The sequence below is a fragment of the Litorimonas sp. RW-G-Af-16 genome (assembly GCF_048319245.1).
Taxonomy (GTDB): Bacteria; Pseudomonadota; Alphaproteobacteria; order Caulobacterales; family Maricaulaceae; genus Litorimonas.
Genome location: NZ_CP166993.1, coordinates 632008 through 657725, shown reverse-complemented (window position 1 = coordinate 657725; position 25718 = coordinate 632008). Strand labels below are relative to the sequence as shown.

At 51.9% G+C, this 25718-nt stretch carries 21 protein-coding genes and 1 pseudogene; 7 read left to right on the top strand and 15 right to left on the bottom strand.

The features are described 5' to 3' along the window. Nucleotides 1-6: 6 nt before the first annotated feature. A pseudogene (rplI, locus tag AB8615_RS03245) lies at nucleotides 7-570 on the top strand (50S ribosomal protein L9); the annotation flags it as partial. A gap of 503 nt (nucleotides 571-1073) precedes the next feature. Here the strand turns inward: rplI and AB8615_RS03240 are convergent. Continuing rightward, the gene (locus AB8615_RS03240; RefSeq protein WP_409433509.1) at nucleotides 1074-1319 is read right to left on the bottom strand and encodes a ParB N-terminal domain-containing protein; all 246 of its coding nucleotides are present in this window, start codon (nucleotides 1317-1319) and stop codon (nucleotides 1074-1076) included. A 64-nt stretch (nucleotides 1320-1383) separates the two neighbouring features. Between AB8615_RS03240 and AB8615_RS03235 the strand changes: the two genes are divergently transcribed. Further along, entirely contained in the window at nucleotides 1384-2040 is a 657-nt protein-coding gene (locus tag AB8615_RS03235) for a fumarylacetoacetate hydrolase family protein (RefSeq protein ID WP_409433508.1), read from the top strand. Nucleotides 2041-2075: 35 nt separating this feature from the next. Here the strand turns inward: AB8615_RS03235 and AB8615_RS03230 are convergent, their stop codons facing one another. Next, complete coding sequence (locus tag AB8615_RS03230; RefSeq protein ID WP_418152661.1) at nucleotides 2076-2600, bottom strand: CC0125/CC1285 family lipoprotein; 525 nt, start codon at nucleotides 2598-2600, stop codon at nucleotides 2076-2078. A 157-nt stretch (nucleotides 2601-2757) separates the two neighbouring features. Between AB8615_RS03230 and AB8615_RS03225 the strand changes: the two genes are divergently transcribed. Both AB8615_RS03225 and AB8615_RS03220 read left to right on the top strand, forming a co-directional pair. Continuing rightward, nucleotides 2758-3126 carry a hypothetical protein gene (locus tag AB8615_RS03225; RefSeq protein WP_418152659.1) on the top strand — a complete coding sequence of 123 codons (369 nt, stop codon included), beginning with the start codon at nucleotides 2758-2760 and terminating at the stop codon, nucleotides 3124-3126. Nucleotides 3127-3161: 35 nt separating this feature from the next. Further along, nucleotides 3162-3587: a hypothetical protein gene (locus AB8615_RS03220; RefSeq protein WP_409433505.1), complete on the top strand. Its 426-nt coding sequence runs from the start codon at nucleotides 3162-3164 to the stop codon at nucleotides 3585-3587. A 62-nt stretch (nucleotides 3588-3649) separates the two neighbouring features. Here the strand turns inward: AB8615_RS03220 and typA are convergent, their stop codons facing one another. After that, a complete protein-coding gene (gene typA, locus AB8615_RS03215; protein WP_409433504.1) occupies nucleotides 3650-5503 on the bottom strand; it encodes a translational GTPase TypA in 1854 nt (617 codons plus the stop codon). A gap of 137 nt (nucleotides 5504-5640) precedes the next feature. Between typA and pepN the strand changes: the two genes are divergently transcribed. The 3 genes from pepN (at nucleotide 5641) to AB8615_RS03200 (ending at nucleotide 11972) form a co-directional block, all read left to right on the top strand. Then, a complete protein-coding gene (gene pepN, locus AB8615_RS03210) occupies nucleotides 5641-8253 on the top strand; it encodes an aminopeptidase N (RefSeq protein WP_409433503.1) in 2613 nt (870 codons plus the stop codon). Nucleotides 8254-8300: 47 nt separating this feature from the next. Then, a complete protein-coding gene (locus tag AB8615_RS03205) occupies nucleotides 8301-9032 on the top strand; it encodes an EAL domain-containing protein (RefSeq protein ID WP_409433502.1) in 732 nt (243 codons plus the stop codon). Between the two features lie 111 nt (nucleotides 9033-9143). Then, nucleotides 9144-11972 carry a PAS domain-containing sensor histidine kinase gene (locus AB8615_RS03200; RefSeq protein ID WP_418152655.1) on the top strand — a complete coding sequence of 943 codons (2829 nt, stop codon included), beginning with the start codon at nucleotides 9144-9146 and terminating at the stop codon, nucleotides 11970-11972. A 51-nt stretch (nucleotides 11973-12023) separates the two neighbouring features. On the opposite strand, the gene AB8615_RS03195 is transcribed toward AB8615_RS03200, so the two are convergent. From AB8615_RS03195 to AB8615_RS03140, 12 genes are all read right to left on the bottom strand, one after another. Next, on the bottom strand, nucleotides 12024-13601 hold the full coding sequence (locus AB8615_RS03195; protein ID WP_409433500.1) for a sensor histidine kinase: 1578 nt from the start codon (nucleotides 13599-13601) through the stop codon (nucleotides 12024-12026). A gap of 24 nt (nucleotides 13602-13625) precedes the next feature. After that, nucleotides 13626-14297 (bottom strand): response regulator transcription factor, encoded by a 672-nt coding sequence (locus tag AB8615_RS03190; RefSeq protein WP_418152653.1) that lies wholly within the window; start codon nucleotides 14295-14297, stop codon nucleotides 13626-13628. Nucleotides 14298-14344: 47 nt separating this feature from the next. Next, nucleotides 14345-16000 carry a trypsin-like peptidase domain-containing protein gene (locus AB8615_RS03185; RefSeq protein WP_418152651.1) on the bottom strand — a complete coding sequence of 552 codons (1656 nt, stop codon included), beginning with the start codon at nucleotides 15998-16000 and terminating at the stop codon, nucleotides 14345-14347. Nucleotides 16001-16089: 89 nt separating this feature from the next. After that, nucleotides 16090-16728, bottom strand: coding sequence for a DUF938 domain-containing protein (locus tag AB8615_RS03180; RefSeq protein WP_418152649.1), 639 nt, complete (start codon nucleotides 16726-16728; stop codon nucleotides 16090-16092). A gap of 5 nt (nucleotides 16729-16733) precedes the next feature. Continuing rightward, nucleotides 16734-18116, bottom strand: a complete 1383-nt coding sequence (locus AB8615_RS03175; protein WP_409433496.1) for an ATP-binding protein — start codon at nucleotides 18114-18116, stop codon at nucleotides 16734-16736. A gap of 12 nt (nucleotides 18117-18128) precedes the next feature. Next, nucleotides 18129-18803, bottom strand: coding sequence for a response regulator transcription factor (locus AB8615_RS03170; protein WP_418152647.1), 675 nt, complete (start codon nucleotides 18801-18803; stop codon nucleotides 18129-18131). Between the two features lie 35 nt (nucleotides 18804-18838). Then, nucleotides 18839-19183 carry a PepSY domain-containing protein gene (locus AB8615_RS03165; RefSeq protein ID WP_409433494.1) on the bottom strand — a complete coding sequence of 115 codons (345 nt, stop codon included), beginning with the start codon at nucleotides 19181-19183 and terminating at the stop codon, nucleotides 18839-18841. Between the two features lie 81 nt (nucleotides 19184-19264). After that, complete coding sequence (locus AB8615_RS03160) at nucleotides 19265-20167, bottom strand: DnaJ C-terminal domain-containing protein (RefSeq protein WP_409433493.1); 903 nt, start codon at nucleotides 20165-20167, stop codon at nucleotides 19265-19267. 29 nt (nucleotides 20168-20196) lie between these two features. Beyond that, nucleotides 20197-23964, bottom strand: coding sequence for a baseplate multidomain protein megatron (locus tag AB8615_RS03155; RefSeq protein WP_418152645.1), 3768 nt, complete (start codon nucleotides 23962-23964; stop codon nucleotides 20197-20199). Nucleotides 23965-23966: 2 nt separating this feature from the next. Further along, nucleotides 23967-24374 (bottom strand): NlpC/P60 family protein, encoded by a 408-nt coding sequence (locus AB8615_RS03150; protein WP_418152643.1) that lies wholly within the window; start codon nucleotides 24372-24374, stop codon nucleotides 23967-23969. A gap of 41 nt (nucleotides 24375-24415) precedes the next feature. Next, nucleotides 24416-25075 carry a DUF2163 domain-containing protein gene (locus tag AB8615_RS03145; protein ID WP_418152641.1) on the bottom strand — a complete coding sequence of 220 codons (660 nt, stop codon included), beginning with the start codon at nucleotides 25073-25075 and terminating at the stop codon, nucleotides 24416-24418. Further along, entirely contained in the window at nucleotides 25068-25706 is a 639-nt protein-coding gene (locus AB8615_RS03140; RefSeq protein ID WP_409433489.1) for a phage distal tail protein, Rcc01695 family, read from the bottom strand. The genes AB8615_RS03145 and AB8615_RS03140 overlap by 8 nt, the downstream gene beginning before the upstream one ends. Between the last annotated feature and the right edge of the window lie 12 nt (nucleotides 25707-25718).

Genomic DNA, 25718 nt, shown 5'->3' with positions numbered 1-25718 from the left:
AACATCATGGACGTTATTCTATTAGAACGTATCGAAAAACTGGGAAACATGGGCGATGTCGTCACTGTGAAGCCTGGTTATGGTCGCAACTATCTGCTCAGCCAAGACAAAGCTCTGCGCGCAACGAAAGCCAATTTGGCCCGTTTCGAAGCTGAACGCGAATATCTTGAGCAGCGCAATGCTGAAAACCGCGAGAAAGCTGCGGCTGACGGGAAGAAACTCGAAGGCACATCCGTTGTCATCATTCGTAAGGCTGGCGATACAGGACAGCTTTACGGTTCAGTCTCTGCCCGCGATATCGCTGAAGACCTGACAGAGCATGGTGTGAGACGCAGCATGGTTGTTCTTGAGCAGCCTATCAAAGCGCTTGGTCTACACGATGTGAAAGTCAAACTTCACGCAGAAGTCAACGTGACAATCTCTGTCAACGTGGCACGGTCAGAAGAAGAAGCTGAGCGTCAAGCCAAAGGTGAAGACGTGATTGCGACGCAGCAAGCCGAAGAGCGCGCTGACGAAAAAGAAGCCAATCAGGAACGCGCCAAAGACGCTGTCTCAATGTTTGAAGGCGACGGCCCGGATGATGACTTCTTGGCACCTGAAGCCGAAGCTAATGACGGCCCAGTCACAGCCGGCAATGTGGGCGATAACTCCCCCAACGAAGCCGCCGTTGACGCGGGAAGCCCTGCACCAAAGCAAGACTAAGCGACCCCCGTCAAACAACGCTAAACAAAGCGCCCCGCCCTCGGACATCCCGAAGGCGGGGCTTTTTTATGGGGTGTTGGTGGGACCATCGTCACACCTGAAGGCTGATCGGGTGCGTTATAATTATCTGTCTGCCATGCGGATTAAACCTCGGCAGAAAAAAACATAATGACTTGTTCGCAGAGGGTGACGCATGGGGTTTTGTTCATGCCAGTATATCTGATTCTTAACTTGAACTCGCTGTTCATTCGGCGGCTAAAGGCGAAACTTCTTCTGCAAGTTTTTCAGAAAAATTCAGGACAACGATAGAAAAGTAAGACGCTAGGATTTCCGTCAAATTAGTGTTGCACAGATCAAGCCCGAAGCCGCACTCAAACTTTCTTCGCCTGCACGATATGCCCGTCGATGACGGTCTCGCCGAGGAGTTTCATGGCCTCTACGCGGTGCAAACCCTCTTGAAGGACATAGCGGTCTTTGCCAAGGCGCACGTAAATGGGCATTTGCAGGCCGTTCTCAAGGATGTCCTCCGCGAGTGGTTCGATCTTGCTTTCGTCTAGCGTTTTACGCTTCGCAGACGGCACGTAGATTTTGGCGATAGGCACATCAACGACACGCATAGACATCTCCCAGTTTTGATTGCTATGATTAGCGAGAACGACAACGCCGTGCAACGCAGGATTTATGACCAAATTTGCTTTTCCCCCCGCCGACCCTATCAGCCTCCCCATCGCGGGGCGGGACGAGCGTTTTCCTGTGCGACGCATTTACTGCATTGGCAAGAACTATGCCGCGCATGTGAAAGAAATGGGCGGTGATGCCAAGCGGTCAGAGCCTGTATTCTTTACCAAAGCCGCCGAAACGATCGTGCATAGCGGAGCAGATATTCCCTACCCGCCTAACACGAAAGATGTTCATTTCGAGGTTGAATTAGTGGTCGCTATTGGGCCAGATACAAGCATTTTTGGCTATGGCGTCGGCATTGATTTGACACGTCGCGATTTGCAGGCCAGCGCGAAATCATCTGGTGGTCCTTGGGCGCGTGCGAAGAACTTTCACCGCTCTGCCCCCTGCTCTGCAATCACACCCGCTGCGGGGCTTGATCTATCCCACGCAAGGATCGTTCTGCGTAAGAACGGCGATATTGTGCAGCACGGAGAGCTGTCAGATATGATTTGGAATGTCGATGAAATCATCGCCCGCCTGAGCGCAGATATGGATCTACAAGCGGGTGACCTGATCTATACAGGGACGCCCGAAGGCGTTGGCCCTGTGCGGGTCGGCGATGAATTGTCAGGCGGGATTGAAGGGCTAGAACGGATTACAGTCCGCTTCGTCTAGCGTAATAAGTCTAGCCCTCAGCCTCAGCCTTTGCCCTAACGTCTGACGACAGTATCTTCGAGCGCGAAGACTTCTGGGCGAATGTTTTGCAGGACTTCACCAGCCGAGAAGACATTGGCGTCTTTGGTGCCTGTGACTGACTGCAATAGGCGCACTTCAATCTCTTCCGTAATGCGTTTACCTTGCAGGGCGCGGGCGACGTCATTAATGCCGATGCCAACCCCGACAGACATACCGCCGCGACGATAGCCACCAGAGCTGGTGCCGATTCCGATAGAACTCGACACGCCAGAGCGGCGATTGTCTTCATATGTCCCGCCAGAGAGAACTTTGAAGTGTGAGTATCCTTCAGCTTCGGCGATTTCCGCGGCGCGGCGTAAGGCGAAATCACGCGCTTCATTGGCACTCCGCGCCGTATAGGAAATACGGAAGCGGTCTTGCTCAATGCGTGTATTGCTAAAGCCGAGCTGTGATCCACCGTCTGACGGGCCGTAAGTCGTTGGGCCAGTTGCGCAACCGCTTATGACAAGGACGGCAGATAGTAACAATAATTTCTTCATTTCGGAGACTCCTTTCCATCGTTATACAGGATTGTTATCAAATGGAAAATAGAGGTTGCAGTTGTAGAGCAGCGCAACAGACACGCGCGAGAAGCCTTGTTAATTTGACATTGGCAGAGTATAAAATGATATGGCTCATACGACCGATGACATTCTTATGCCACTTGCCGTTGCTGTCATCATTGACTCAAAAATCCGTGACCCCGAATATCATGCCTTCGTCGAACGGGCGCATGGGCTGCTGCAATTATTTGATAAACCCCCTATGACCGACGCGGAATTGCGGACTTGGTTTGATACCCAAAAGGGCGAGTTGACTGAGCTTCTGACAAGTAAACGCCGCAACACGACTATTTTGAAAGTTTTATCAAAATTTGAGGATGATGTTGAGGTGGAGAATATTTACGACGCGATGGTATCGATTTCAGTCAGTGATCGCGAATTTGTTCAAGAAGAATCGGATTTGATCAAATCAGCGGGGGCGATTTGGGGCTTTGCCAAACCACCCATTAAAGTTGATCGCTAGCACAGTAGAGATAACAGGGTAGAGATAGCAGAACGATGACAAAATTCTTAGATTCTGATGGAATTTACGAGGCTGTGCGCGATATTTTCGCTGTCACAGTCCTGCTCGATAAACGCGAGCGTGACCGCGAAATGATAGAATATACGCATGCAACAATGTTGCATAATCATAAATTGCGGCCCAATAAAATTCTTTCACGACATAAAATTTTGGACGAATTTGAAGCGCGCAAAGACTACCTCGCCAAAGCGATCGCCTCTGACCATGAGGACAGCTATAAGGTCGCGCTGCTGGGGCGGATCAAAGACGAAAAACTGCAGCGTAGCGTGTTAAGTTCGATTTTTACGATTTCAGTCTGTGATTACGAGCTGCACGATGAAGAAAGTGATTTCATCCGCAAAGCGCTCAGCATCTGGAAAACAGACATGCCGACCAGTTCGGAGCTTGACGCGGTGGGCTAAGGGCAAACGCCCTCTTATCATCGAAGACATAAATGACCCGCCACGAGACGGGTCATAAACGATTAAGCGTCTAACGCTTCTTTGCGGCGGCTCGCTTTTTTACGCTCATGCTCTAGCAAAAAGCGCTTGCGAATACGGATCGTTTCTGGTGTCACTTCAACCAATTCGTCATCATTGATGAATTCCAAAGCGTATTCCAAAGTTACCTGAATCGGGGTCACCAAAACAACGGCTTCATCCGTGCCAGAAGCACGAACATTGGTGAGTTGCTTGCCTTTCAGCACATTGACGACCAAGTCATTATCGCGCGCATTAATGCCAACAATCATGCCCTCATAAACTTCTTCGGCGTGACCGATGAACATTTTACCACGATCTTGTAGGTTCCACAGCGCAAAGCCAGCGGCTTTCCCTGCGCCGTTGGAGATCAACACACCCTTCTGACGACCGCCGATCAGGGCTTTTGTGCGAGGCTTATACGCATCGAAATTGTGATAGAGCAGGCCTGTGCCCGATGTCAGCGTCATAAATTCAGAGCGAAAACCGATCAGGCCGCGCGTTGGAATTTGGTAGTCCATCCGCACACGGCCATTTCCGTCTGGCACCATGTCTTGCAAATTCCCTTTGCGCTCGCCCAGTTTTTCCATGATCGAACCTTGATGATCGGCCTCAACGTCGACCGTCAAAGATTCCCATGGCTCGCACATTTCGCCATCAATCTCTTTATTAATCACTTGCGGGCGCGAGATCGCAACTTCGTAGCCTTCGCGGCGCATATTTTCGATCAGGATGGAGAGGTGAAGTTCGCCGCGGCCAGAGACCCGAAATTTATCGGCTTCTTCCAACTGCTCAACGCGGAGCGCCACATTGTGTATCAACTCTTTATCAAGGCGGTCTTTGATATTCCGCGATGTAACGTATTTACCTTCGCGTCCCGCAAAGGGGCTATCGTTTACTTGGAACGTCATAGAGATTGTTGGCTCGTCGACTGACAATGCGGGCAGTAGGTCAACATGGTCAGGATCGCAAATCATGTCGGAAATGCCGAGATTGTCGATGCCCGTGAAACAACAAATATCACCAGCCGAAACACTGTCCTGCTTGACACGTTCAAGGCCCATAAAGCCGAACAGCTCTAGCACTTTGGCTTTGCGTTGTTTGCCGTCAGGGGTCGCGACAACGACTTGCTGGTTACGGTTTAACTTACCCCGCACAACGCGGCCAATACCGATCACACCTGTGTAAGAGTTATAATCCAATGCCGAGACTTGCAGCTGCACAGGGCCATCAGGATCAACATTTGGAACAGGGGCATGTTTCACTATTGCGGCCAGCAAATCGTGCATGTCTTCTTTGACAGTATCAACCGTATCAGAGGCCCAACCGTTCAGCGCAGAGGCGTAAACAACCGGGAAGTCCAACTGCTCGTCTGTCGCACCAAGGCGGTCAAACAAATCAAATGTCTGGTCCACAACCCAATCAGGGCGTGCGCCGTTCCGGTCAACTTTGTTGATCACAACGATGGGCTTAAGACCTTGCGCCAGAGCTTTCTTCGTCACGAATGTCGTCTGCGGCATTGGGCCTTCGACAGCGTCCACGAGCAGCACCACAGAATCGACCATAGACAAAACGCGCTCAACCTCACCGCCAAAGTCTGCATGGCCTGGGGTATCGACGATATTAATGCGCCAATCTGTGTCTTCGCGGTCTTTCCAGCGCAGGGCTGTGTTCTTGGCGAGGATCGTAATCCCGCGTTCTTTTTCGATGTCATTGCTGTCCATCACGCGCTCGGCCTGCTCCCCGCGTTCGTCCAGCGTGCCGGACTGGCGAAGGAGCTTGTCAACGAGGGTCGTTTTGCCGTGGTCAACGTGGGCCACGATGGCGACATTGCGCAGTGTCTTGATGGAGTCTGTCATGGGAAAGTCTTCAATCTATTTGGTTCGCCCGCGCATTAACGCACGGAGCGCCAAAGTCTAGGGGGGAATACAGAAGTTAGGCGCATTATTCTAATTCTGAGATTGATAATTGGCGCAAGTCAGCCCACATTGCGCCTATGCGAACAGATACAGCCCCCACCCCGACACTTCTGAAAAACTACAAGCCGCCGAATTTTAAGATCGACAGTGTTTATCTCGATTTTGACCTGTCGCAGAAAAAGACACGCGTAAAGTCAAAGATGCAAATTACGCGCGTGGCGGCGGGCGATCTGGAACTGGACGGGGAAGAGATCAATTTGGTCAGCGTGACCGTGAATGACAAAGTGTTGAGCCGCTCGAACTATCGCCTGACACAGAACAAACTGATCCTGACCAAACTGCCAGATCAATTCACGCTAGAGATCGAGAACACTGTTGACCCCTCCGCAAACTCGACCCTCATGGGGCTTTACGTATCTGGCGGGCGGTTTTGTACGCAGTGCGAGGCCGAGGGCTTTCGCCGTATCACCTATTATCTTGACCGCCCTGACGCGATGTCTGTTTTCACTGTGCGGATCGAAGCGCCCAAGAAATCTTATCCCTACCTTCTCGCCAATGGCAATATGATCGAGAGCGGCGATGCGAGCAGCACGCGCCACTACGCCGTCTGGCATGACCCTTTCCCCAAGCCTGCCTACCTTTTTGCGCTGGTCGCGGGGGAATTTGATATATTAGAGGATAGCTTTACGACGATGAGTGGGCGGCACATTCCGCTCACAATCTATGTTGATCCTGGCGATGCAGGGCGAGCGGAATACGCGATGGACGCGCTCAAACGCTCCATGAAATGGGACGAGGAAGCGTTTGGTCGCGAATATGATCTAGACAGATTTATGATCGTCGCCGTGCGTGATTTCAATTTCGGTGCGATGGAGAATAAAGGCCTGAATATCTTTAACTCCTCGCTCCTACTAGCCGATGCAAAAACGGCAACCGACATGAATTTCGAGCGCATCGAGTCTGTTGTCGCGCATGAATATTTCCATAACTGGACGGGCAACCGTATTACCTGCCGTGACTGGTTTCAGCTGTGCCTGAAAGAGGGCTTCACCGTTTTCCGCGATCAAGAGTTTTCGGCAGATCAGCGCGGCGCGGCTGTGCAACGCATCAAAGATGTGCGCGCCCTTCGCGGTCGTCAATTCCCAGAAGATAACGGCCCCCTCGCCCATCCCGTGCGGCCGAAGGAATATCTCAAGATCGATAATTTCTACACCGCTACAATTTACGAGAAAGGTGCAGAAGTTATTCGCGTCTTGAAAACTTATCTGGGTGCGGAGAAATTTCGCCAAGGGTCAGATCAATATTTCATAGATCGCGACGGCACGGCGTCGACCATTGAAGAGTTTTTGGAGAGCTTTGAAACGGCGACGGGTGAAGATCTCAGCCAGTTCATGCGGTGGTATGAGCAGGCTGGCACGCCCCGCCTCACTGTGACCGAGGACCGCTCTCTAACCACGCCGACAGCCGCGCATAAAATCACCTTTGCACAGAAGACCCCGCCAACGCCTGGGCAGGCTGGAAAAGCGCCAGTCGTTCTTCCCATTAAATGGCAATTAATTAGCGATGACGGCCCCGTAAATGAGCCGCAAATGACTGTGCTGACTACCGCAGAGGACACTGTGTCCCTGCCGCGTCAGACCGTTGAGACAACGCTTTCAGTGCTGCAAGATTTTTCGGCGCCAGTCATTCTTGAGATAGAGCGCTCAACGCAAGATCAACTTCGCTTGATGGGCCAAGACCCCAATGCCTTTAACCGCTGGGAGGCAGGGCAAGCTTTGGCTCGGAGGCTGCTAGGTAATATGACTAAGTCAATTACGACGGGCAGAACACCGAAAGCTGATCGTGCTTTACTGGGCTATTGCAATGCGCTTCGGTCAACTTTAACATCGACTGAATTTGATAATCAATTCAAGGCTTTGTGTCTCACACTTCCATCACATACGGATATTTTGCAAAGCGCAAAACAAAGCGACCCGCTGGCGATTGAGCATGCGTTGAACTGGCTGTCCCGCGCGGTGGGGGAACATTTGCAAAGCGATCTTCTGACGACTTATCATGCCTTAGAAAGCGATGCACCGTTCCGTCCTGATGCCGATAGCGCTGGTCGCCGCGCGCTGCGCAACCGGTGTTTGGCCCTGCTGGCATCTGCCAAATCACCTGTCGCCGCGACGCTCGCCACGGAGCAATATAAAACAGCTGATAACATGACCGACGAGATTTCTGCGCTGGTCTCCCTTACCCGCTTGGGTGGGCAGCGTGTTAAGCATGTCATGGATGATTTTTATAATCGCTGGAAAGCTAAACCTCTGGTCATTGATAAGTGGTTTTCGGTCCAATCCATGCGACACCATGCGGGCGGCATTGACGCTATTCGCGCGCTTACGGAACATGCTGACTATGCGCGAAATAATCCCAATCGCGTCCGCTCCTTGGTCGGCGGGTTTGCGCATGGCAATGTCGAATTATTCCATAAACTGGACGGCTCAGGTTATCGCTTCTTCACAGAGCAGGTCATGGATATGGACACACGCAATCCAAGCGTCGCCGCAAGATTGCTCGGCGTGTTTGAAGTGGGCCGCAAATTAGATAAAACTCGCCAAGCGCTGATCCAAGACGAACTTGCTAAAGTTATCGCATCCAAACCGTCCAAAAATGTGCTAGAAATCGCGCAAAAGATGAAGACCGGTTAACCTTGCCTCCTAACTAGATTTTAGGTCTAATTCGCTATGCAATGCGGATGACAGAATTACGCACAGCAAAAGGGTTTCGCGACCATGTGTCGGAGCAAAGGTTTTCCGTGCTGCGGCAGCCGATTGTTGACCTGAAAGACGGCCATATTCATCACTATGAATGGCTCGTGCGTTTTGACGATGACGATCACCTCGAAGGCGTTATCCGTCCAGCGGAAATTAGCGGTGTGATCCGAGATCTTGATCTCTCAATGTTGGCCCAAGCGATTTTGGTCTTGAATGAAAACCCCCTCGGCGCAGGCATTGCGATTAATCTGTCAGGGGCATCTGTTGACAAGAAGTCTTTCAAAGGCGCCGTGTTGGCCTGCCTCACCGCGCTGGAAGCCTCTCCGACCAAGCTGATCATCGAGCTGACGGAGAGCTGGAACATGAAGTCTCTGGAACTGGCAGAGAGCTTACTGACGGAGCTAAAAACGCGGGGACATCCTGTGTGTTTGGACGATGTCGGCGCGGGGGCGGCCTCTATTCGTTATCTGCGCGCGCTGCCTGCCAACTGGTTAAAAATTGACGGAGGGTTTGTCGCTGCCGCCCTCAATTCCATGCGAGATCGCGCAATTTTATCAGCGCTATTATCCTTACGCGAAGCGCTAGATGTGCGCTTTATCGCTGAAGGGGTCGAGACCGAAGAACTGAAGGCTTTCGTGACGCGATTAGGTTTTGACGCTGCGCAGGGATATGCCATCAGAAAACCAGAGCTAGAAACGCGAATTACCGTTTAATTTGAGCGAATATTAAGCCCTTGGTAACACCTCATTAACTACGTTTGCATCGACCTCCATATACCTTCTAGGTTAGAAGTATAAGGGTTGATTCGAATCAAGGGAGACGGCGTGCAGTCAGGCGCAGCAAAATCTAATGTGCCACCGCGCCCTGTGGTCCCACCAATGCCTGGGAAGGCTGCGCCTACACAAAGTGCTGCACCGCAAGCCCGCGCGACGTTTTCACGCCCGTCTGGCACCACCGCCCCGTCCCGCCCGAACATACCAACACCTGGAACAAGTCTAAACAAGTTGACGAAACGCATTGGCGGACGAAATTCGTTTAAGCAACTCCTCCTCAGCACGCTGGCCTTTTTTGCGTTATTTACGATTTTGGCGACGTCCAAATTCATCAATGATCACTCGCACTACAAAGCCGCAGAAACAGAGGCTTTCCAGACCGAACTCGCGGTTAGCGCGCGCAATGTGGCGCAAACTTTGGACCGTGAAATTGCTTGGATGGATACGGCATTATCGCTGAAAGGTAGTCCGCAGCAAGTTATCAACTTCGTCGCACGAGGACCAAGGGTCGCCGGTACCGCTTTGATCGATACAGCCGGCACAGTCATCGCTAGCACACCAGGCGCAGGCGCCCCTCTGTCGGCGGTTGATCGCCGTAACTTTCCCAATGGCGGGGTAAAGGTCACCTCTCTAATTTCTGATACGGGCAATGTGACACCCGTCGTCATTCGCAAAACGGGCGATGCCTATCTTGTTGTCGCGCTCGCGCCCTATACGTTGATCGGAAACACTGTGGGCGAGCGTAGTTTGATTGAAGCGGGCGGTCGCGTGATTGACGGGAAACCAGACGTCGCACGACAAGGTGTCATGGGATATTACAAACTAAGCCCTGCGCGCTTAAGCGACCTGACCAAAGGCGCACATAGCGAAAAGGTCGTCACGCACACACGCGGCAAAGACAGTATTTGGCTAGGCGCAGCTAAGATTCCGAATTCTTATTTGACGGTCGTTGAAAGCCTGCCGCGTGGAGTGTCGCCCGGGCTAAAGCAAAACATCATCCTCTTTGGCTTGCTCTTTATTGGCACGGCTTGGCTGATTTGGGCTATCATGTCCCAGCTTCTCAAGCAGCTTGATGCTGTGCGGAAGCAACAAGACGAAGATGAAGTCTCTCGTCGTCGCTACCAAGCCGCGATTGACGGCAGTCGTGGCGGGGTTTGGGAAATCGATCTGCTCCGCAATAAAGCGTATCTCTCGCCCTCTCTTGCCAAATTATTTGGCATGCCAGAGCGCGAAACGCATATCACTCTGCCGCAATTTCTTGGGCTGTTCACGGCGGCTGATCGGGACAAGCTTTATCACACGATTCGTCGCTGCCACGTGACAGGTGAATTTGATATGGACTTGGGCGTGGCCCACCTCCCCGTATTCATTGCGGTGAACGGCAAGCCGTCAATGCACAACACAAACCAGGCCAAGATGGTCACGGGAATGGCCCTTGACGTGACAGAGGCTCGCGGATCTAAAATGCGGCTGCAATCTGCCGAAGCCCGTCTGCACGACGCACTTAGCTCAATGAATGATAGCTTTGTGATTTGGGATCAGATGGATCGGCTTGTCCTGTGGAATGCGAAATTTGAAGATTTCTTCGGCTTCGTTTCCGGTAATTTGCAGCAAGGTATGGAGCACTCCTTAATCGAGTATCATTCCAACAAAGCCGTTGATGAAATATTCCGATTAGAAGATGGCAAGGGTAGTGAAATCCTACTCAAAGATGGTCGCTGGGTGCGCTATCTCGAAACTTACACAAAAGATGGCGGCCGCGTGAGTATCGGCACAGATGTGACAGGTATCCGGACGCGGGAGCAGCAATTACAAGTCAATCAGGACGCGCTGGAACGCACCATTAGTGTGCTGAAAAAATCGCAAGTCCGTATCGTCGAACTCGCTGAAAATTATGAGCAAGAGAAAATCCGTGCCGAGGAAGCGAACCAATCAAAATCTGAATTCCTTGCCAATATGTCTCATGAATTGCGGACGCCTTTGAACGCAATTAACGGCTTTTCTGACATTATGAAAAAAGAGTTGTTTGGGCCGCTCGGCGATCCCCGCTACAAAGAATATGTCAATGACATCCTTTTCTCAGGCCAGCACTTACTGAGCTTGATCAACGATATTTTGGATATGTCTAAGATTGAAGCGGGTAAAATGACGCTCAATGTTGAGGCCATGCAGCTCAACGAAATGATCGAACAAGTGCTACGGATCGTGCGAGGGCGGGCCGAAGAAAACCGCCTCAAACTTGTCTATAATAAGGTCGATACGCAAGAGATCGAAGCAGACCCGCGCGCTGTGAAACAAATTCTGCTCAATCTTGCGACCAATGCGATCAAGTTTACGCCCGAGGGCGGCGTCGTTCGCATCGCGGTTGAGCCGAAGCAGGCGGGCCTGATCGTGCGCGTGTCGGATACTGGTATCGGCATTTCGCAAGAAGACATCGCGCGCCTCGCACAACCATTCGAGCAAATTGATAGCCAGCACTCGCGTCAACACGAAGGCACGGGTCTTGGGCTTGCGCTATCGAAATCGCTTGTTGAACTCCACGGTGGTAACTTCTCGATTGAGAATACTGTGGGGCAAGGTACAACCGTCATCTTCACGCTGCCGAGCCGTCCGCCCGCGCAGAAAGCAATCGCTGATGACAATGAAGTCGGCAATGAAATTTCCCGTCTGGCGCAAGATATTGCTGACGTTCTGAACGAAGGAAGCGTCAATCAGGCGATCCCTGCAGATCAATCTGTTCCCACCTATCGACCCACAGAATTTGACCCTCATGGCGGACAGATCGCGCCGCATGCTGCTGCGCCAAATCCGCAAGCCCCGCCGCAAGTGCAAGCCGCACCGCCGCCCTATGTTCCGCAGGACAATTCTTCCGCAGCATAAATATGGGGTGATTAAGTTACGCTAAGGCTCACACGAATATTGCAAAATGCTTTATTCTGCCGCCTGTTTGTTGGGGGTATCATCTAAGACCACTGATCGGCGACGCGGGAAGATCAGGCTCGCAGACAAGCCCGGAGCCTCGCCGTCTTCGCCGAAACCATCATCCATCTTAAACTCGGCGCGGTGAAGGTCGGCAACAGCATCGACGAGCGCCAGACCCAGCCCACTCCCAGGTAGGGTGCGGCTTTTATCCAGGCGCACAAAGCGTTCTTTGACCCGCTCACGATCCCAAGACGGCACACCCGGCCCATCATCAATGACTGCGATCACCGTGCGCCCCTGACGGCCTTTGCGACACTCTAAATGTATCTTGCCGCCACGCGGCGTATATTTAATCGCGTTTTCCAGCAGATTCGAGACCGCTTGAGAGAGCAGGCCTCGATCGGCCAAAATCTGTGTTTTATCGGAAATGTCCGCTGTGAATGTCAGACCCGCATCTTCGCAAGCGGGTTCATACAGTTCGGCCAGATCATCCAATATCGGCTTTGGGTTGAGAGGTTTGAGAAGTTCGCGGCGTTCGCCTGCCTCAAGCCGTGCAATCCGCAGGACACTGTCAAATGTCCCCAGCAGCATGGCCGCGTCTTCAGAGGCCGCTAGCAATATCTCGGCTTCAGGCTTGTCGCCCAATTCCACTGCCGCGCTCTCGAGGCGTGTGCGTAGGCGCGTCAGAGGCGTCCGTAAATCGTGGGCCACGCTATCGCCAGCATAGCGCATGGCTTTCATCAGGCGGTCAATATGGTCCAGCATAGCATTGAGATGCTCGGCCAGCATATCCATTTCGTCTTCGGAATAATTTCGCGGCGCACGACGGTCCAGTTGCCCCGCCCGCACATCCGTGGCCAATCGGTTAAACGCTTCAACCCGACGTGCAAATCGACGGGAGACAAACCAAGATGAGATCAACCCGAGTAGCGCCGCTAAGCCAATCGCTGGCACCAGTGTGCGTGAGATTTTATCGCCCGTTCGCGAAATTGCCTCGACATCGCGCCCCACGATAACGCCCGCAATCGGTTCCTCATCGAGTAAGATTTGCCCTGTAATACCTCTCGCACGGCGCTCTTTGTATTCGGCATTATCGTAGCGGGTATCGGAATAAATAAAGCTGACCTTTTGGTAGGTCACGCCCTCATTGCCCGGCAAAACCACTTCGACAGCTTCTGTTTGCTCGCCAGAGCTATTCATCAGATTACCTTGGGAGAAGCGTGGGGTCTGCACTAGATACAGCCCCTCAAAGGTAGCTCCGCGCGTTGTCATGGCTGTCCCGACCGCTTGGATACCGCCGAGATTGTAAATCCGCTTATAGTCTAGCGACTCCAAACTACTCTCGGCTGGTAGGTTGCCGAGCGCCACGGCCGTTTCGATCGCTTTGAGACCTGCCGCGTCGTAGATGTTTTGAAACTCGCCAATCTCGTCTTCCAATACACTATCAACGCGCTGCAATTCGGTGCTGATCATGGAGTAGTAGACAACGCTCAAAGCGGCTCCCACGGAAAAAACCGTCAGGAGCGCGCCGAGAAGCGAGAGGCGGAACAATGTGTTCCGCAATAGTTTTTGAAGAGCTTGCAACACGAACAGCCCTTAGCGGATGCAGGGCTAGACCTGCAACCGATATCCCGCACCGCGCACAGTGTGGAGGAGCGGTTCATCGAACTCTTTGTCGATCTTACCGCGCAAACGAGAAATATGAACATCAATCACATTCGTTTGGGGGTCAAAGTGGTAATCCCAAACTTTTTCGAGCAACATCATACGGGTGACCACCCGTCCTGCATTGCGCATCAGACATTCCAGCAAACGAAACTCGCGCGGCTGCAGCAAGATTTTCTGCCCGGCACGACGCACGGTTCTAGCCAGCAAATCCATTTCCAGATCGCCGACTTTTAGCTTCGTCACCGCCGCAGACGGATCAGACCGTCGACCAATGGCTTCAACGCGCGCCAATAGCTCTGTGAAAGAATAGGGCTTGGCGAGGTAATCATCGCCGCCCGCGCGAAGACCTTCGACCTTGTGATCGACTTCGCCCAAAGCGGACAGGATCAACACGGGGGTCACATCTCCGTCTTCGCGGAGGTCAGCCAGCAATGACAAACCATCGCGCTTTGGCAACATGCGGTCGAGGATCAGGGCGTCATAATCAGCGGCGCGGGCCATTTCTAAGCCTAATTCACCATCGGCAGCTAGATCAACAACGTGACCTGCCTCCATTAGTCCTTTTCGGACATATTCAGCCGCGACTTCGTCATCTTCGACAACTAGTAAACGCATTTTTTTCTCCATAGGTCCCCACCCAGTTTTGTTGATGATTCGGTTGATTAAAGCGGTAGTGGCAGCACCATATATGTCTCCTGCCCGTCTTTTCGCCGCACATTGACGACAAGACCATCTTGCTGCGCGATTTTGGCGTTTAGGACAATGGACTTAAACTTCGCCACTTCTGTGATCGGTTGCGCATCTGCGTCCAGCAACACCATGCCCATTTTAAAGCCAGCCGCCTCGGCGTCACTACCCGGGTCGACAGCTTCGACGTAGACGCCAACTTGGTCAGAGCGCATGCCAATGGCTGTGCGGAATTCTGCAGATAAATCGAGCAAGTGCAAACCCGTATCGATGTTGACTTTGGCATGGGGTGTTTCTTTGGGCGGGGGCGGCGGGAGGCCTTGGCTGATCGCGTTGGCCCGCTCAATGTCGGCTTTCTCTGGACGCTCGCCGATTGACAAATCAATCTGATAGGCTTTCTCATCGCGCTCATAGATAATCTTAGCAATGGCGCCAGGGCGCAGCGCCGCGATCGCGCGAGTGGCCTCAACGGAATTGCGCACGGCCTGATCATTGATGCGTAGAATGATATCATCGACTTGCAAGCCGTAAGTATCAGCTGGGCCACCTGCGACAACATTATTGATCGTGGCGCCTGCTTTGAAAATTCCAGGCTGTCCGTCCATTTCAAACGTCGCCGTGCGAAGTCCTGCGCCGAGATAGCCCCGACGGACTTTGCCGTCCGCGCGGATTGCGTCCACGACTTCGAGTGCCGTGTGATGCGGGATCACGAAAGCAATACCAACGCTGGCCCCTGTGGGGGAGTAAATCGCGGAGTTTACGCCAACAACTTTACCGTCCAGATCAAAGAGCGGACCACCCGAATTGCCTCGGTTAATCGTGGCATCCGTCTGGATATAATCAACGTAGGAGCCGCTCTCGACACGTTCCCGCCCGATAGCAGATATAACGCCTAGAGAGGTCGACTGACCAATGCCAAAAGGGTTGCCAATCGCCACCACCCAGTCGCCAATACGGATGCTTTCTCCCGAGTGGAAGTCGACATGTGGGATTTGTTTGGTTGTTTGAATTTGCAGCAAAGCAAGATCTGTCTCTTCATCCGTGCCAATGATTTTAGCCGGGAATTTGTCGCCATTGTTAAACTCAATATCAATGAAGGTGCCACCTTCGATGACGTGATAATTGGTGACGACCTCTAGCTTGTCTGAAATTACAAAACCCGAGCCTTGGCCCTCTGATGTCGTCTCGCCGTTTTCTGTTGTCACAACGATGTTCACAACGGAAGGGCTGACATTCGCCACGAGGTCCGCAATCGACGGCAGCGAGCTGACAGGCGCGGTCATCATATTGAGAGGGGGAGAATTGAGCGTGGTTACACTTGGCCCAAGAGGCAGCGCAGCCTCAGAGGTGGCAGGTGGGTCTGTTGGGGCCAGATCATAAAGCTCGATGACTGGCTGCGCCGGGTCGTTTGTTGACGGAACGGCCCGCGTTTGGCCTTGACCTAAATCGCGCAATGGGACGAAATCTTGTTGAGTTGTTTGAGAACTAGGCGACTGCGCTTGGGTCGGATTACTCAGGTCGTTAATTGCAGGTGTCATTTGTGCAGACCCCGAAAACGGCACAGCGACAAGTGCCGTTGCAAGCATAGCAGTTTTAAATTTTTGTCTGGAATTTGGGACGATAATTGACACGATGTTTCCTTGCTTCGATGCGCAACCTGACAGGTGGCACGTAACCTCAATCTTTCCATAACATGACGAAAGCGTCATGTTAGTGGTGTTTATCGAGATAGCAGCAAAAAGAGGTTGTTTTTGGGCATGTCCCGACGTGTGACCTGATTAAACCCGTGCTTTGCAAATATATGCTTAACACTTGCTAAATCTCTCACACCCCATGCGGGATTTCGGGATTTCAAGGATTGGTCAAAGTCGAGATTGGAGGGCGCCGAATCTTCGCCCTCTAAGAACGGTCCGTATAAGCAAATAATGCCGCCTTCAGCGACACACGCTGACGCTCCGTTAGCCAAACCCAAAGTGGCTGCCCAGGGCGCAATATGAATCATATTTGCGCAAAAGATCGCATCATATGGCCCCATACGCGAAGCCCAATTCGTCGCCGTAACGTCGAGGTTGATCGGAGACGTCAGCGCCAATCCGACATGTTCAATCCAGGCTTGCTGGCTAACGCGAGAGGCTGCATCGGGATCAGAAAATTGCCACAATAAGTCGGGTCTTTTTTCTATTGCCGCAATCCCGTGTTCCCCTGTGCCAGAGGCAATTTCTAGGACTTTCGAATTTTTAGCCAGCGTCTCTGCGAGAACATCTGCAATAACGTCTTTATTTCGACCTGCACTCGGTGAAAATAAGCGACCTTTTTTTGCGTCGCGGTCTTCTAGGGCAATCGGGGGCTTGTCAGACATAAAACCTACCCCTTCGCACGCGGTAAAACGAGAGTGGCTTTCAGCCCGCCAAGCTCTGACTTTGCGAGGGAGATATGCCCTTTATAGGCGCTGGCCAAATCATCAACAATCGACAAGCCGAGCCCGCTGCCTGGCGTCGCTTCGTCAAGCCGCGCACCTCGTTTGAGCGCTTCAGCGTAATCCGCCTCCGACAAGCCTGGCCCGTCATCCTCGATCGTGATTTCCATGAGTGTATCATCTGACATGTGAGAGATATTGATCGCAATCGTTTCAGTTGTCCACTTCGCCGCATTGTCCATCAGGTTACCGGCCATCTCTTCAAAATCCCTCCGAGCCCCGCGGAAAGTCAGACCTTTCTGACCTGTTTTTTTGATCTGTAGATTTTTGTCGCGGTAGATACGTGGCAATGTCCGCACAAGCCCATCAATCACCTCATCTATTGGAGTCATTACGCCAATCGCTTGACCTCGCGCGGCCGCTCTAGCGCGCCGTAAATGGTGATCAACTTGCGAGGCCATTGTTTCGGTCTGGCGCAAGACGATGTCTGAGGGTGTTTTGGTCTGATTTCGCGCTTCATTTTGCAAAACAGCTAGTGGCGTTTTCAACGCATGAGCCAAATTTCCAACATGTGTTCTCGCCCGCTCAACGATATTTTTATTATGCGAAATCAATGAGTTAAGCTCAATCGCAAGAGGTTGAATTTCTGGCGGATAATCGCCGTCCACTTGCGCCGCATGCCCTTCCCTAACATCGACGACACGATCTCGTAGAGCAAAAAGCGGCTTCAAGCCAATCCGCACTTGCGCCCATATCGCCGCCACCAAACCAAGCGTCACCATTGTTAACAGCAAAATCGCGATGATCGCAAATCGGCTGATTGATCGCGAGACTGGCCTGCGATCTGCCCCTGCGAGAACGATCACGGGTTGCTCCATATTGGGCAGCACAACTTGCCGCGCCAGGACACGCAACGGTTCATTTGCATCAGGCCCGACCGCAGATGTCCGAATGAAATCCCCCGCCCTTTCTTGCAAATCAGAAGTCGCGTGATCTTGCAGTGACAAAGTCGAACCATACAAGGATCGCGAGGCGAGCAAAACGTCTAGCGGCTCCCCAGCCACTTCTCGTCCAATCAACCAATACCGCCCTGATAACGCCCGCTGAAAGTCATCGTCCTGCGGTTCCCGTGTCAGACGCACAGCCCCAGATTCGTCGACTTCTGCAGAGGCAATCAATGACGTCACCGCACTCTCTAACGGCGCATCAAAGCTGCGATAGATGGTGTCGCGATAGAGTAAGGTCAGAATAATCGCAGAGATCAAAAGCGCTGGCACAGCCCAAAGAGTTGCGCTGCGAACAAGGGATGAAACAAGAGAGCGATTCGCCATAACGGCGCGAGGCTAAGCCTTGCTCTCTTCGGGATCAACAAGGCGGTAGCCGAGGCCGCGCACAGTCTCAATCCTGTCTGTCCCGATTTTACGGCGCAGACGTCCTACAAAAACCTCGATCGTATTGCTGTCGCGGTCAAAATCCTGATCGTAAATATGCTCTACAAGTTCTGTATGAGAAATTACGCGGCCTTTATGGGCCGCCATATATGACAGCAGGCGAAATTCATGGCTCGTGAGTTTGATCGCAACACCGCTGACAAATGCCCGCGCAGAACGGTTATCCACGGATAATTCGCCGATCTCTATCATATCCGTTGAATGGCCAGAGGCTCGGCGCAGGAGCGCGCGCAACCGCGCCAGCAATTCTTCCGTATGGAACGGTTTGGTGAGGTAATCATCCGCACCCGCATCGAAACCCGCTACTTTTTCTGACCATTGATCCCGTGCTGTCAGGATGAGGACAGGGAATGTTTTCCCGTCCGCTCGCCATTTTTGCAACACGCTCACACCGTCAATCAGCGGCAGACCGAGATCAAGGATCACCGCGTCATACGGCTCGGTATCGCCCAAAAAGTGACCCTCTTCACCATCCGCCGCCACATCGACAGCATAGCCCATATCCTTGAGCGCCTGTTTTAGTTGACGTGATAAGTCCTGATCATCTTCAACGACGAGAATACGCATAGGGGGCTCCAGCGGTTGGCGGCGGTAGTCGTGTCTTATCTTTTGACGCGTCCAGTCGTGGCGTCAATATAAACATCAACAACCCGACCATCTTTGCCAATTACACGCACACGATACGTGTTACCTGTTTTGGAAATATCGACGACTTCGCCGCCGCGAACACGGCGCAATGCAATAGATTTGGCATCAGACGCCGAAATCTGACGCTGTGCGAGCAGGTCGCGCGTCTGTTGCGGGGCCGCAAAACTAGAGGTAAATAGCGATTTGCTCAAAGACAGTGATGGTTCTACAGGTTTTGACGAAGCGTGAGCTGACATAGCTCCGCTGGTCAAGAGCGCGGCAGACAAGGCTGCAATCATATACCTACGTGTTTTCATCATGCGCCCTGTTAACAATAGTCCCCTGAACAAAGTCTGAATAGCAAGTTTGGTCAGGTTCATACTCTTCAAATATGTGCTAGCTCAAATAAGTGATCGACGCAATTCTTCACCTTGTGAAACAGGGAGTGAGGCCACAATAGCCCCTTTATCGCCTAATTCAGCCTGCGTCAGTGTAATGATGGGAGTGATCAGCAAGTCACCACCCTTCACGCCTTTGCCTTTCAAGCGCAATTTCTTGCCAGTATTCGTGCCTGCTGGCACACTCAGTTGCACGGTGCCTGTCGGCATATCAATCTTTACTTTTGCCCCATTCATAGCTTCAAAGAGCGAAATCGGCAGGTCAAGATAGAGATTATCGCCTTCACGGCGCAGAGATTTGTGCGGCAAAACTTCAATTTCGACTTTGACGTCGCCCGCTGGCCCGCCATTTATGCCAGGCTTACCTTTACCGCGCATGCGCACGGTTTGACCGTCTTTGATACCGGCAGGGATTTTGACCTTCATATCGGGCCCAAGCGGTTTGACGCCACCCTTGAGCGCGTCTTTCAAGCCGATTGTCATTTTATAGCGAATATCGGCCCCTTTTTGGGGCCGCGGGCTTTGGCGTCCCATGCCGCCTCGCATACCGTTCATATTCATCCCAAAGAGTGACGAGAATAGGTCGGCCATATCGTCTTGACCGCCCATTCCGCCAAATCCAGTCTGAACCTGTGGGCCACCACCTCGACGTTGAAATCCGCCCGCGAAAGGGTTTTGCTGCTGGCCGCTACTATCAACTTGGCCCGTATCATATTGCTGCCGTAGTTTTTTATCCGATAGCAGGTTATAGGCCGCCGTGACTTCTTTGAAGCGTTCTTCAGATTTTTTGTCGTCTGGATTGAGATCAGGATGCAGCTTTTTCGCCAAAGCCCGATAAGCTTTGCGTATTTCAGCTTCAGTCGCAGTTTTCTCAACGCCGAGCAAGGTATAAGGGTTCTTCGCCATACCCTCTATCTAAGTAGTTTGCGCAGGAATTAAAGCCCTGTCCCCGCCGTGTTGATGAGGATTTCTGCCTCCGCGCCCCAACCATACAGAGTAGAGAATTGTGCGACTGTGTAGCGCCCATTAAACGGTTCCGGTAAGATGAAGTGTGGCTGCTCTACTTCCCAAGTTTGGACGAGTTGTTCGGCATCGAACCGCTGCACGCGATAGCTTTCTACATCTTCACCTAGCGGAACATCAGCTCCCACCCAGCCATCTCCATTCACCCGGCTGCGACGTATCCAGCGGAGGTTTAGGGCGCCGTCTACGCACTCTGCCGTGAGGTGAACAGGCGCATAAGGGCGAAGCGCCCGGGCGTTATATGTGAAGCTTGAGGGGTCGCCTGCGCGACCCTGAACGGTCGGCGTGGCCGTCAAAACTTCCCCAATCCATTCATCACCAGGCGTCACAGGCGTCAGTCCTTGGTCGAGATATATGATCCGTGCGCCCGCAGGCACAGCATCAACCATATCCGCATCTGAACCGTTTAGCCCCCGTAGAAAGCGTCGAGCGCGGTAAATATTGGGAGCGATGAGTGTGATGTCTGCACATTGCAGTATTTCCCAGCCTGCATCAGTCTCAATCGCAAATCGGTTCTCACCGGCCAAAATCACATCATCAGGTAAACCTGACAAGGCTGCACGCGGCATGAAAAACTCCAGATCAGGCCCAAAATCCCAACGCCCAACAGGCCCGCGCCATAACGTCGTCAAACTTGCGCCCATCCAAAGCGGCCCCGATACTGATACTTTTTGACCTGCGATACTCACATTATGTGGCTCGAATGGATCCATAATCGATCCAACCCAGCAACCAGTTTTGTTCCCAGGCAGATCAAATCCTAACGACAAAGGGCGGCTTACCCAGAGCGGATCAGTTGTCACGCTTGGCAATCGGCTACCTTGGTAGGGCGAAACGTCTGTCGCAATGCGATAGGCCGAAATCCCGTAAACCGTTCCCGCATCTATTGCATTTATCTCCCATTCGCCTGCTTGGTCTGGAAAGTGTATACGGTCACCGACATGGATATTCAGCGCCGCCTTCGGAGGAAGTGAAAAGCTGACGCGCTCCATTTGCAAGTGGTGATCCGTTAGCCGTGTATCCGCGAGATAATTCGCAAAGCTTCGATCCATCGCAATCGGTACACGCAAGTCTTTGACACGCACGGTTTGCGCCGTAAGATTTCGTGCCGCAACAGAGCCTAATTGATAGTCATTTGACACATCGATAAAATGTACTCGCAGGTCTTTTAATTGCGTCTCTGGGTCGTCCCTTTCCACGATTAAATTCCCGCGGTCATCAGTTACTAGAGTGGTCGCTTCAATCACGTGTTTTGATGTCTGGCCCCGACTAGAAAATTGCAATTTGCCGTCGCGCTCTGACAGCTGTAAGTTATAAGTTTCAAAGAGGGGAGTTAGGGCCGCTCTCGCGCTCATGGGGCGGTCAATGTGATAGCCTTGGAGTAGGCCAGACACACGGCTGACATCAATATTTTCAACACCGCTTTGCGTCGTTAAATCGGTAATGACGGAAGACAGGGAAACCAATCCCATACGCCCAGAAATCCAATGGCCTGTCTGCCAATTATTGCCATCAGACCACACGGATAATCTGGCCGGAAAATCAGGATAAGGGCGCGCATCCCACGCCCAAACGGACACCATTTTCGTGTCTATCATTCGCCCAGAATAAACACTTGAATCGGGATTATTATCTATATCAGCCCAGTAAGAAATTAGAGCTTCTAAATAATTCCGTTGGATAAGGTCATCCCTGTATCCATCTGAATAATAGGGTAATTTATCTTCTGAACTTTTAGGATCAGAGAAAACATTGGGTTGATTAGCGCCGTTATGGATAGCGGGGCAGCCTACCTCTAACAACCAAACAGGTTTGCTTTGTGGCACCCAGTTTGTAGGGGGCGAAACCTCCGTGCCGCCTATGCGATTGTAGTGAAGATTTGACCACCAATTCCGAATATCCTTATAGCGAAAAACCCAATCCTTTTGTGCTGCACCATCTGTAATCGGGCTACGGCTTTGTGCGTCGCGATCGACGTTATTTGCGTAGAAATAATCATATCCCTCGCCGCCTTCAATCTGCGAGGCAAGGTAAGATTTATCATACCCGTTTTCACTAATCTCTTGATCAAGATGAGAGATGTTTTCTCGCCAATCTGATAGTGGAAAATAGGCATCAATCCCGATGGCATCAATGGCATCTGACGCCCATAACTCATCGAGATGAAAGAAGACATCACCACTATTATCTTGCGGATGAAATCCAAAATATTCAGACCAGTCGGCAGCATACGTTATGCCTGTTTGTGGGCCTAGGATTTGCCGAACATCGCTTGCTAATTCCGCTAGTTTTGTGACAGCAGGAAAAGTATTATTTATATCGCGCAAAGTCGTCAAACCTCGCATTTCTGACCCTAGAATAAAGCGGTCAACTCCACCTGCCCGACGGCATAGATTTGCGTGATGAAGGATAAAGTTACGGTATCGATAATCCGTCGAACTTTTATTGCTTGACCCTGTCGTGTTTGAAAAACCAGCGGCAGTCGCGGCCCCGAAGAAGGCCTCTATTTGCGCGTTCGTCTCCGTATTTTTATCTTCCGTTCCCGTGATGCGTCCGCGCCAAGGAAAAGCTGGTTGCTGCCCCCCACCACCTGGCATGGGAAGCCCTGATCCCTCTGGAATATCCATCAGCACGAAGGGGTATAATGTCACTTCCAGCCCGCGTTGCTTTAATGCACGGATGGCTTCGATCAAGCTAGCGTCGCTGGGGCTCCCGCCATAGTTAGGACGGCCATCCGCATCGCGGCTCACCAAATAAGCATTCCCGCGCGTATCAGAGCCAACTCGCCAAGCATTGTCTGGCACAACACGGTCACGACTCTCCACGCCAGGTTTAATTTCGCACGCCCCGCAGCGCAAATCCGTCCCGAACCACGACGCAATTATCGAGACATTTTTACAATTTGGAAGTTGCGTCTGGAGTTGGTCTAAGGCCAGTTCTATATCAGCCTTGCCAGTCAAATTGTTCATGTTGATGGGGCGCGAAACACCGGGCTGCGGCGTTTCTTCGACAATCGAGGTCGCGTACGCATATTCGCCTGAGCCAGGCAGAAGGTTTACACTCTGGATCAAATTTTCCAAGCGCGGACTATCCTCGCTCTTAGGGACACTGATAACTTCGGCGTTAATTTGTGGCAGTTGCCCCCCGAAACCATCCAGCGGGAAATCTTCAAAGACTAAGTAAGCCGTCCCACGAAACGCTGGCACATCAGATGATTCGGTGGCCGCAATAATTGGGTCGGGATGTTGATCTTCCTGTCCTCTATTGACGCGAATAGTCAAATCACGCGTTTGAAGCGGCGCACCATTCGCCCAAATACGGTCAACCCCAAGGATCTCGCCTTCGCATAAGCCAATCGCAAAACTGATTGTATAACTATAGGTTTTTTGTGTTGGCCCGCCTCCTTTTCCGCTACCAACACGCGTTTCTTCTGATGTTTCGCGAATACGAGACGCCCAAATCACCTGTCCTGCCAGACGAATACGGCCATAAACTCGGGACATTGGCGCACCATCGCGGGAGGTCTGTAAGTGAAAGCTCTCAAGTCGTGGGCCTTCAAATGTGCGGTCATCAAAAATATTGCTAATGGCTTGACTGGCGGCTGTTTGCGCAACGGTAGCGCCAACTTGCACAAGGGAATTGCCGATAAATTGTGCGGCGGATACGGCCAAAGTTGTCATAATTAGTCTTTCTGTGACAGGGGTGGGAAGGCAAAGCTATGCACCCAACGGCGCTGCCAATACGGGACGAGGAAGCTCTCAGTGACGGCTTTGCCCCAATATGCGTGGATCAGAGTTGTCTGGCTGGCTTTGATGCCGATGTGTTTACACGGCGCCCCTTCCGTCATCCGAAACAGCATAACATCGCCTGGAAGGGTGTCCGCAGTCGCAATAGGAACGAGGCACCGCTTCGCAGCAGCAAGCAGGATTTCTTCTCCCGACACATCGCTCCAGTCAGGGGTGTATCTCGGCGCTATTTCTGGCTCATTATTGTAAAGCTCGCGCCAGATACCGCGTATCAGACCCAGACAATCCGTGCCTGCGCCTTTGACACTCGCTTGATGCTGATAAGGTGTATCGCGCCAGTCCATTGCTACCGCCAGCGCAGCAGCCCGCGTCTTTGGATCTGACACTACTTGTAACGCGAACTACCATCGCGTCTTTCGCCGATTTGCGGTGCTGCCTGCAAAGCGTCATCGCCAAGTAGGTAGGGGAAGCCCCGAAAATTAGAAGCGTTCTCAAATTGATCGCGACAGGCCGAGAGTGTTTTTGAGCATGTCATACCAGTCGGTAGAGCGTTAAGATTCACGCCACACCGCGCATCCCCTAAGCTAGCATCGCAACCTTGCGAAAAAACACGCCCGGTATTACGCTCTAACTTTGACGCGTGTCCGACCCATTCCGCAGAGAATCCATGGTCAGATATTTTCAGGTTTGCGATACGCCCAGAGGCAGCGATGACGTAATCTTCTGGACGCTGCCAATTCAATGTATATTGCGTCAATACCGCATCATCCAAATAACCATCTTGAAGTGATTGCGCGGTAAGTTCTGGCAGATCAAATAACGCCGTAAAGCTACCACCATCGCTTTGAAAGTTGAGACGGTGATCGCTATCAGTTGCTGATAAACTCGCCTGAGGTATGTAGTTTGTGCCGTTAAGGAAAAACGGTGCGTCGTGATTAGTTAGACCGTACGCCTTGCCATTTGGAAGCTTTAATTCCCAGGCTGAACATAGTGTCGTAGCTGTCTGCGCAAGATGAGTTTTAAAGGTCGGTATTAATTCAACCATGGTCAAATACCTCGATCAATGGCAGCTCAGATATCTGCAGTGCGCCGTAATCGTCGTGAACAATATCTAGTTTATCTGTATCAAATCTAACTGGCACATCGAATTCAAACCCTGCAGAGATGACTGCACCTGCTGGAAGAGGTTTGGAGAATTTGACTATGCCAGTCATATCGCTGACGGTGTAATCTCTCGGTGGAATAATCATACCCTCGATAGCAATCACAACTGAGCTAGCACGTGGTTTGGTTATCTCTCTGTGATAAACGAAGGCACCAAGGCCATATGATTTCATCAGTTGAAACTGAGTCATCTGCCCATCACTTATACCTAAGACTTCATCAGTTGCCGTAATACCTTCATCTGGCTTTGCAGTTGAGAAGTCTGTTTTGTCGCGAAACCGAAAAGCATGTAGTCGCCCGCGACGTTCTTCAAAAAAAGATATGATTTCAGTGACTTCTTCATAGGACTTAACGCCGATTGTCGCCTGATATTGACGTCGGGAATGACGTTTTGTTGTATTGCGAGCTTCCGCCCCGCTCGCGAGCTCTACAATATCGGTGAAGCGTTCTGGTCCACCACGTGAGCCAAAAGCCAAGTGCCACGGGAAATGCACATTGTGAAAATCTGACATATTATGTCTTTC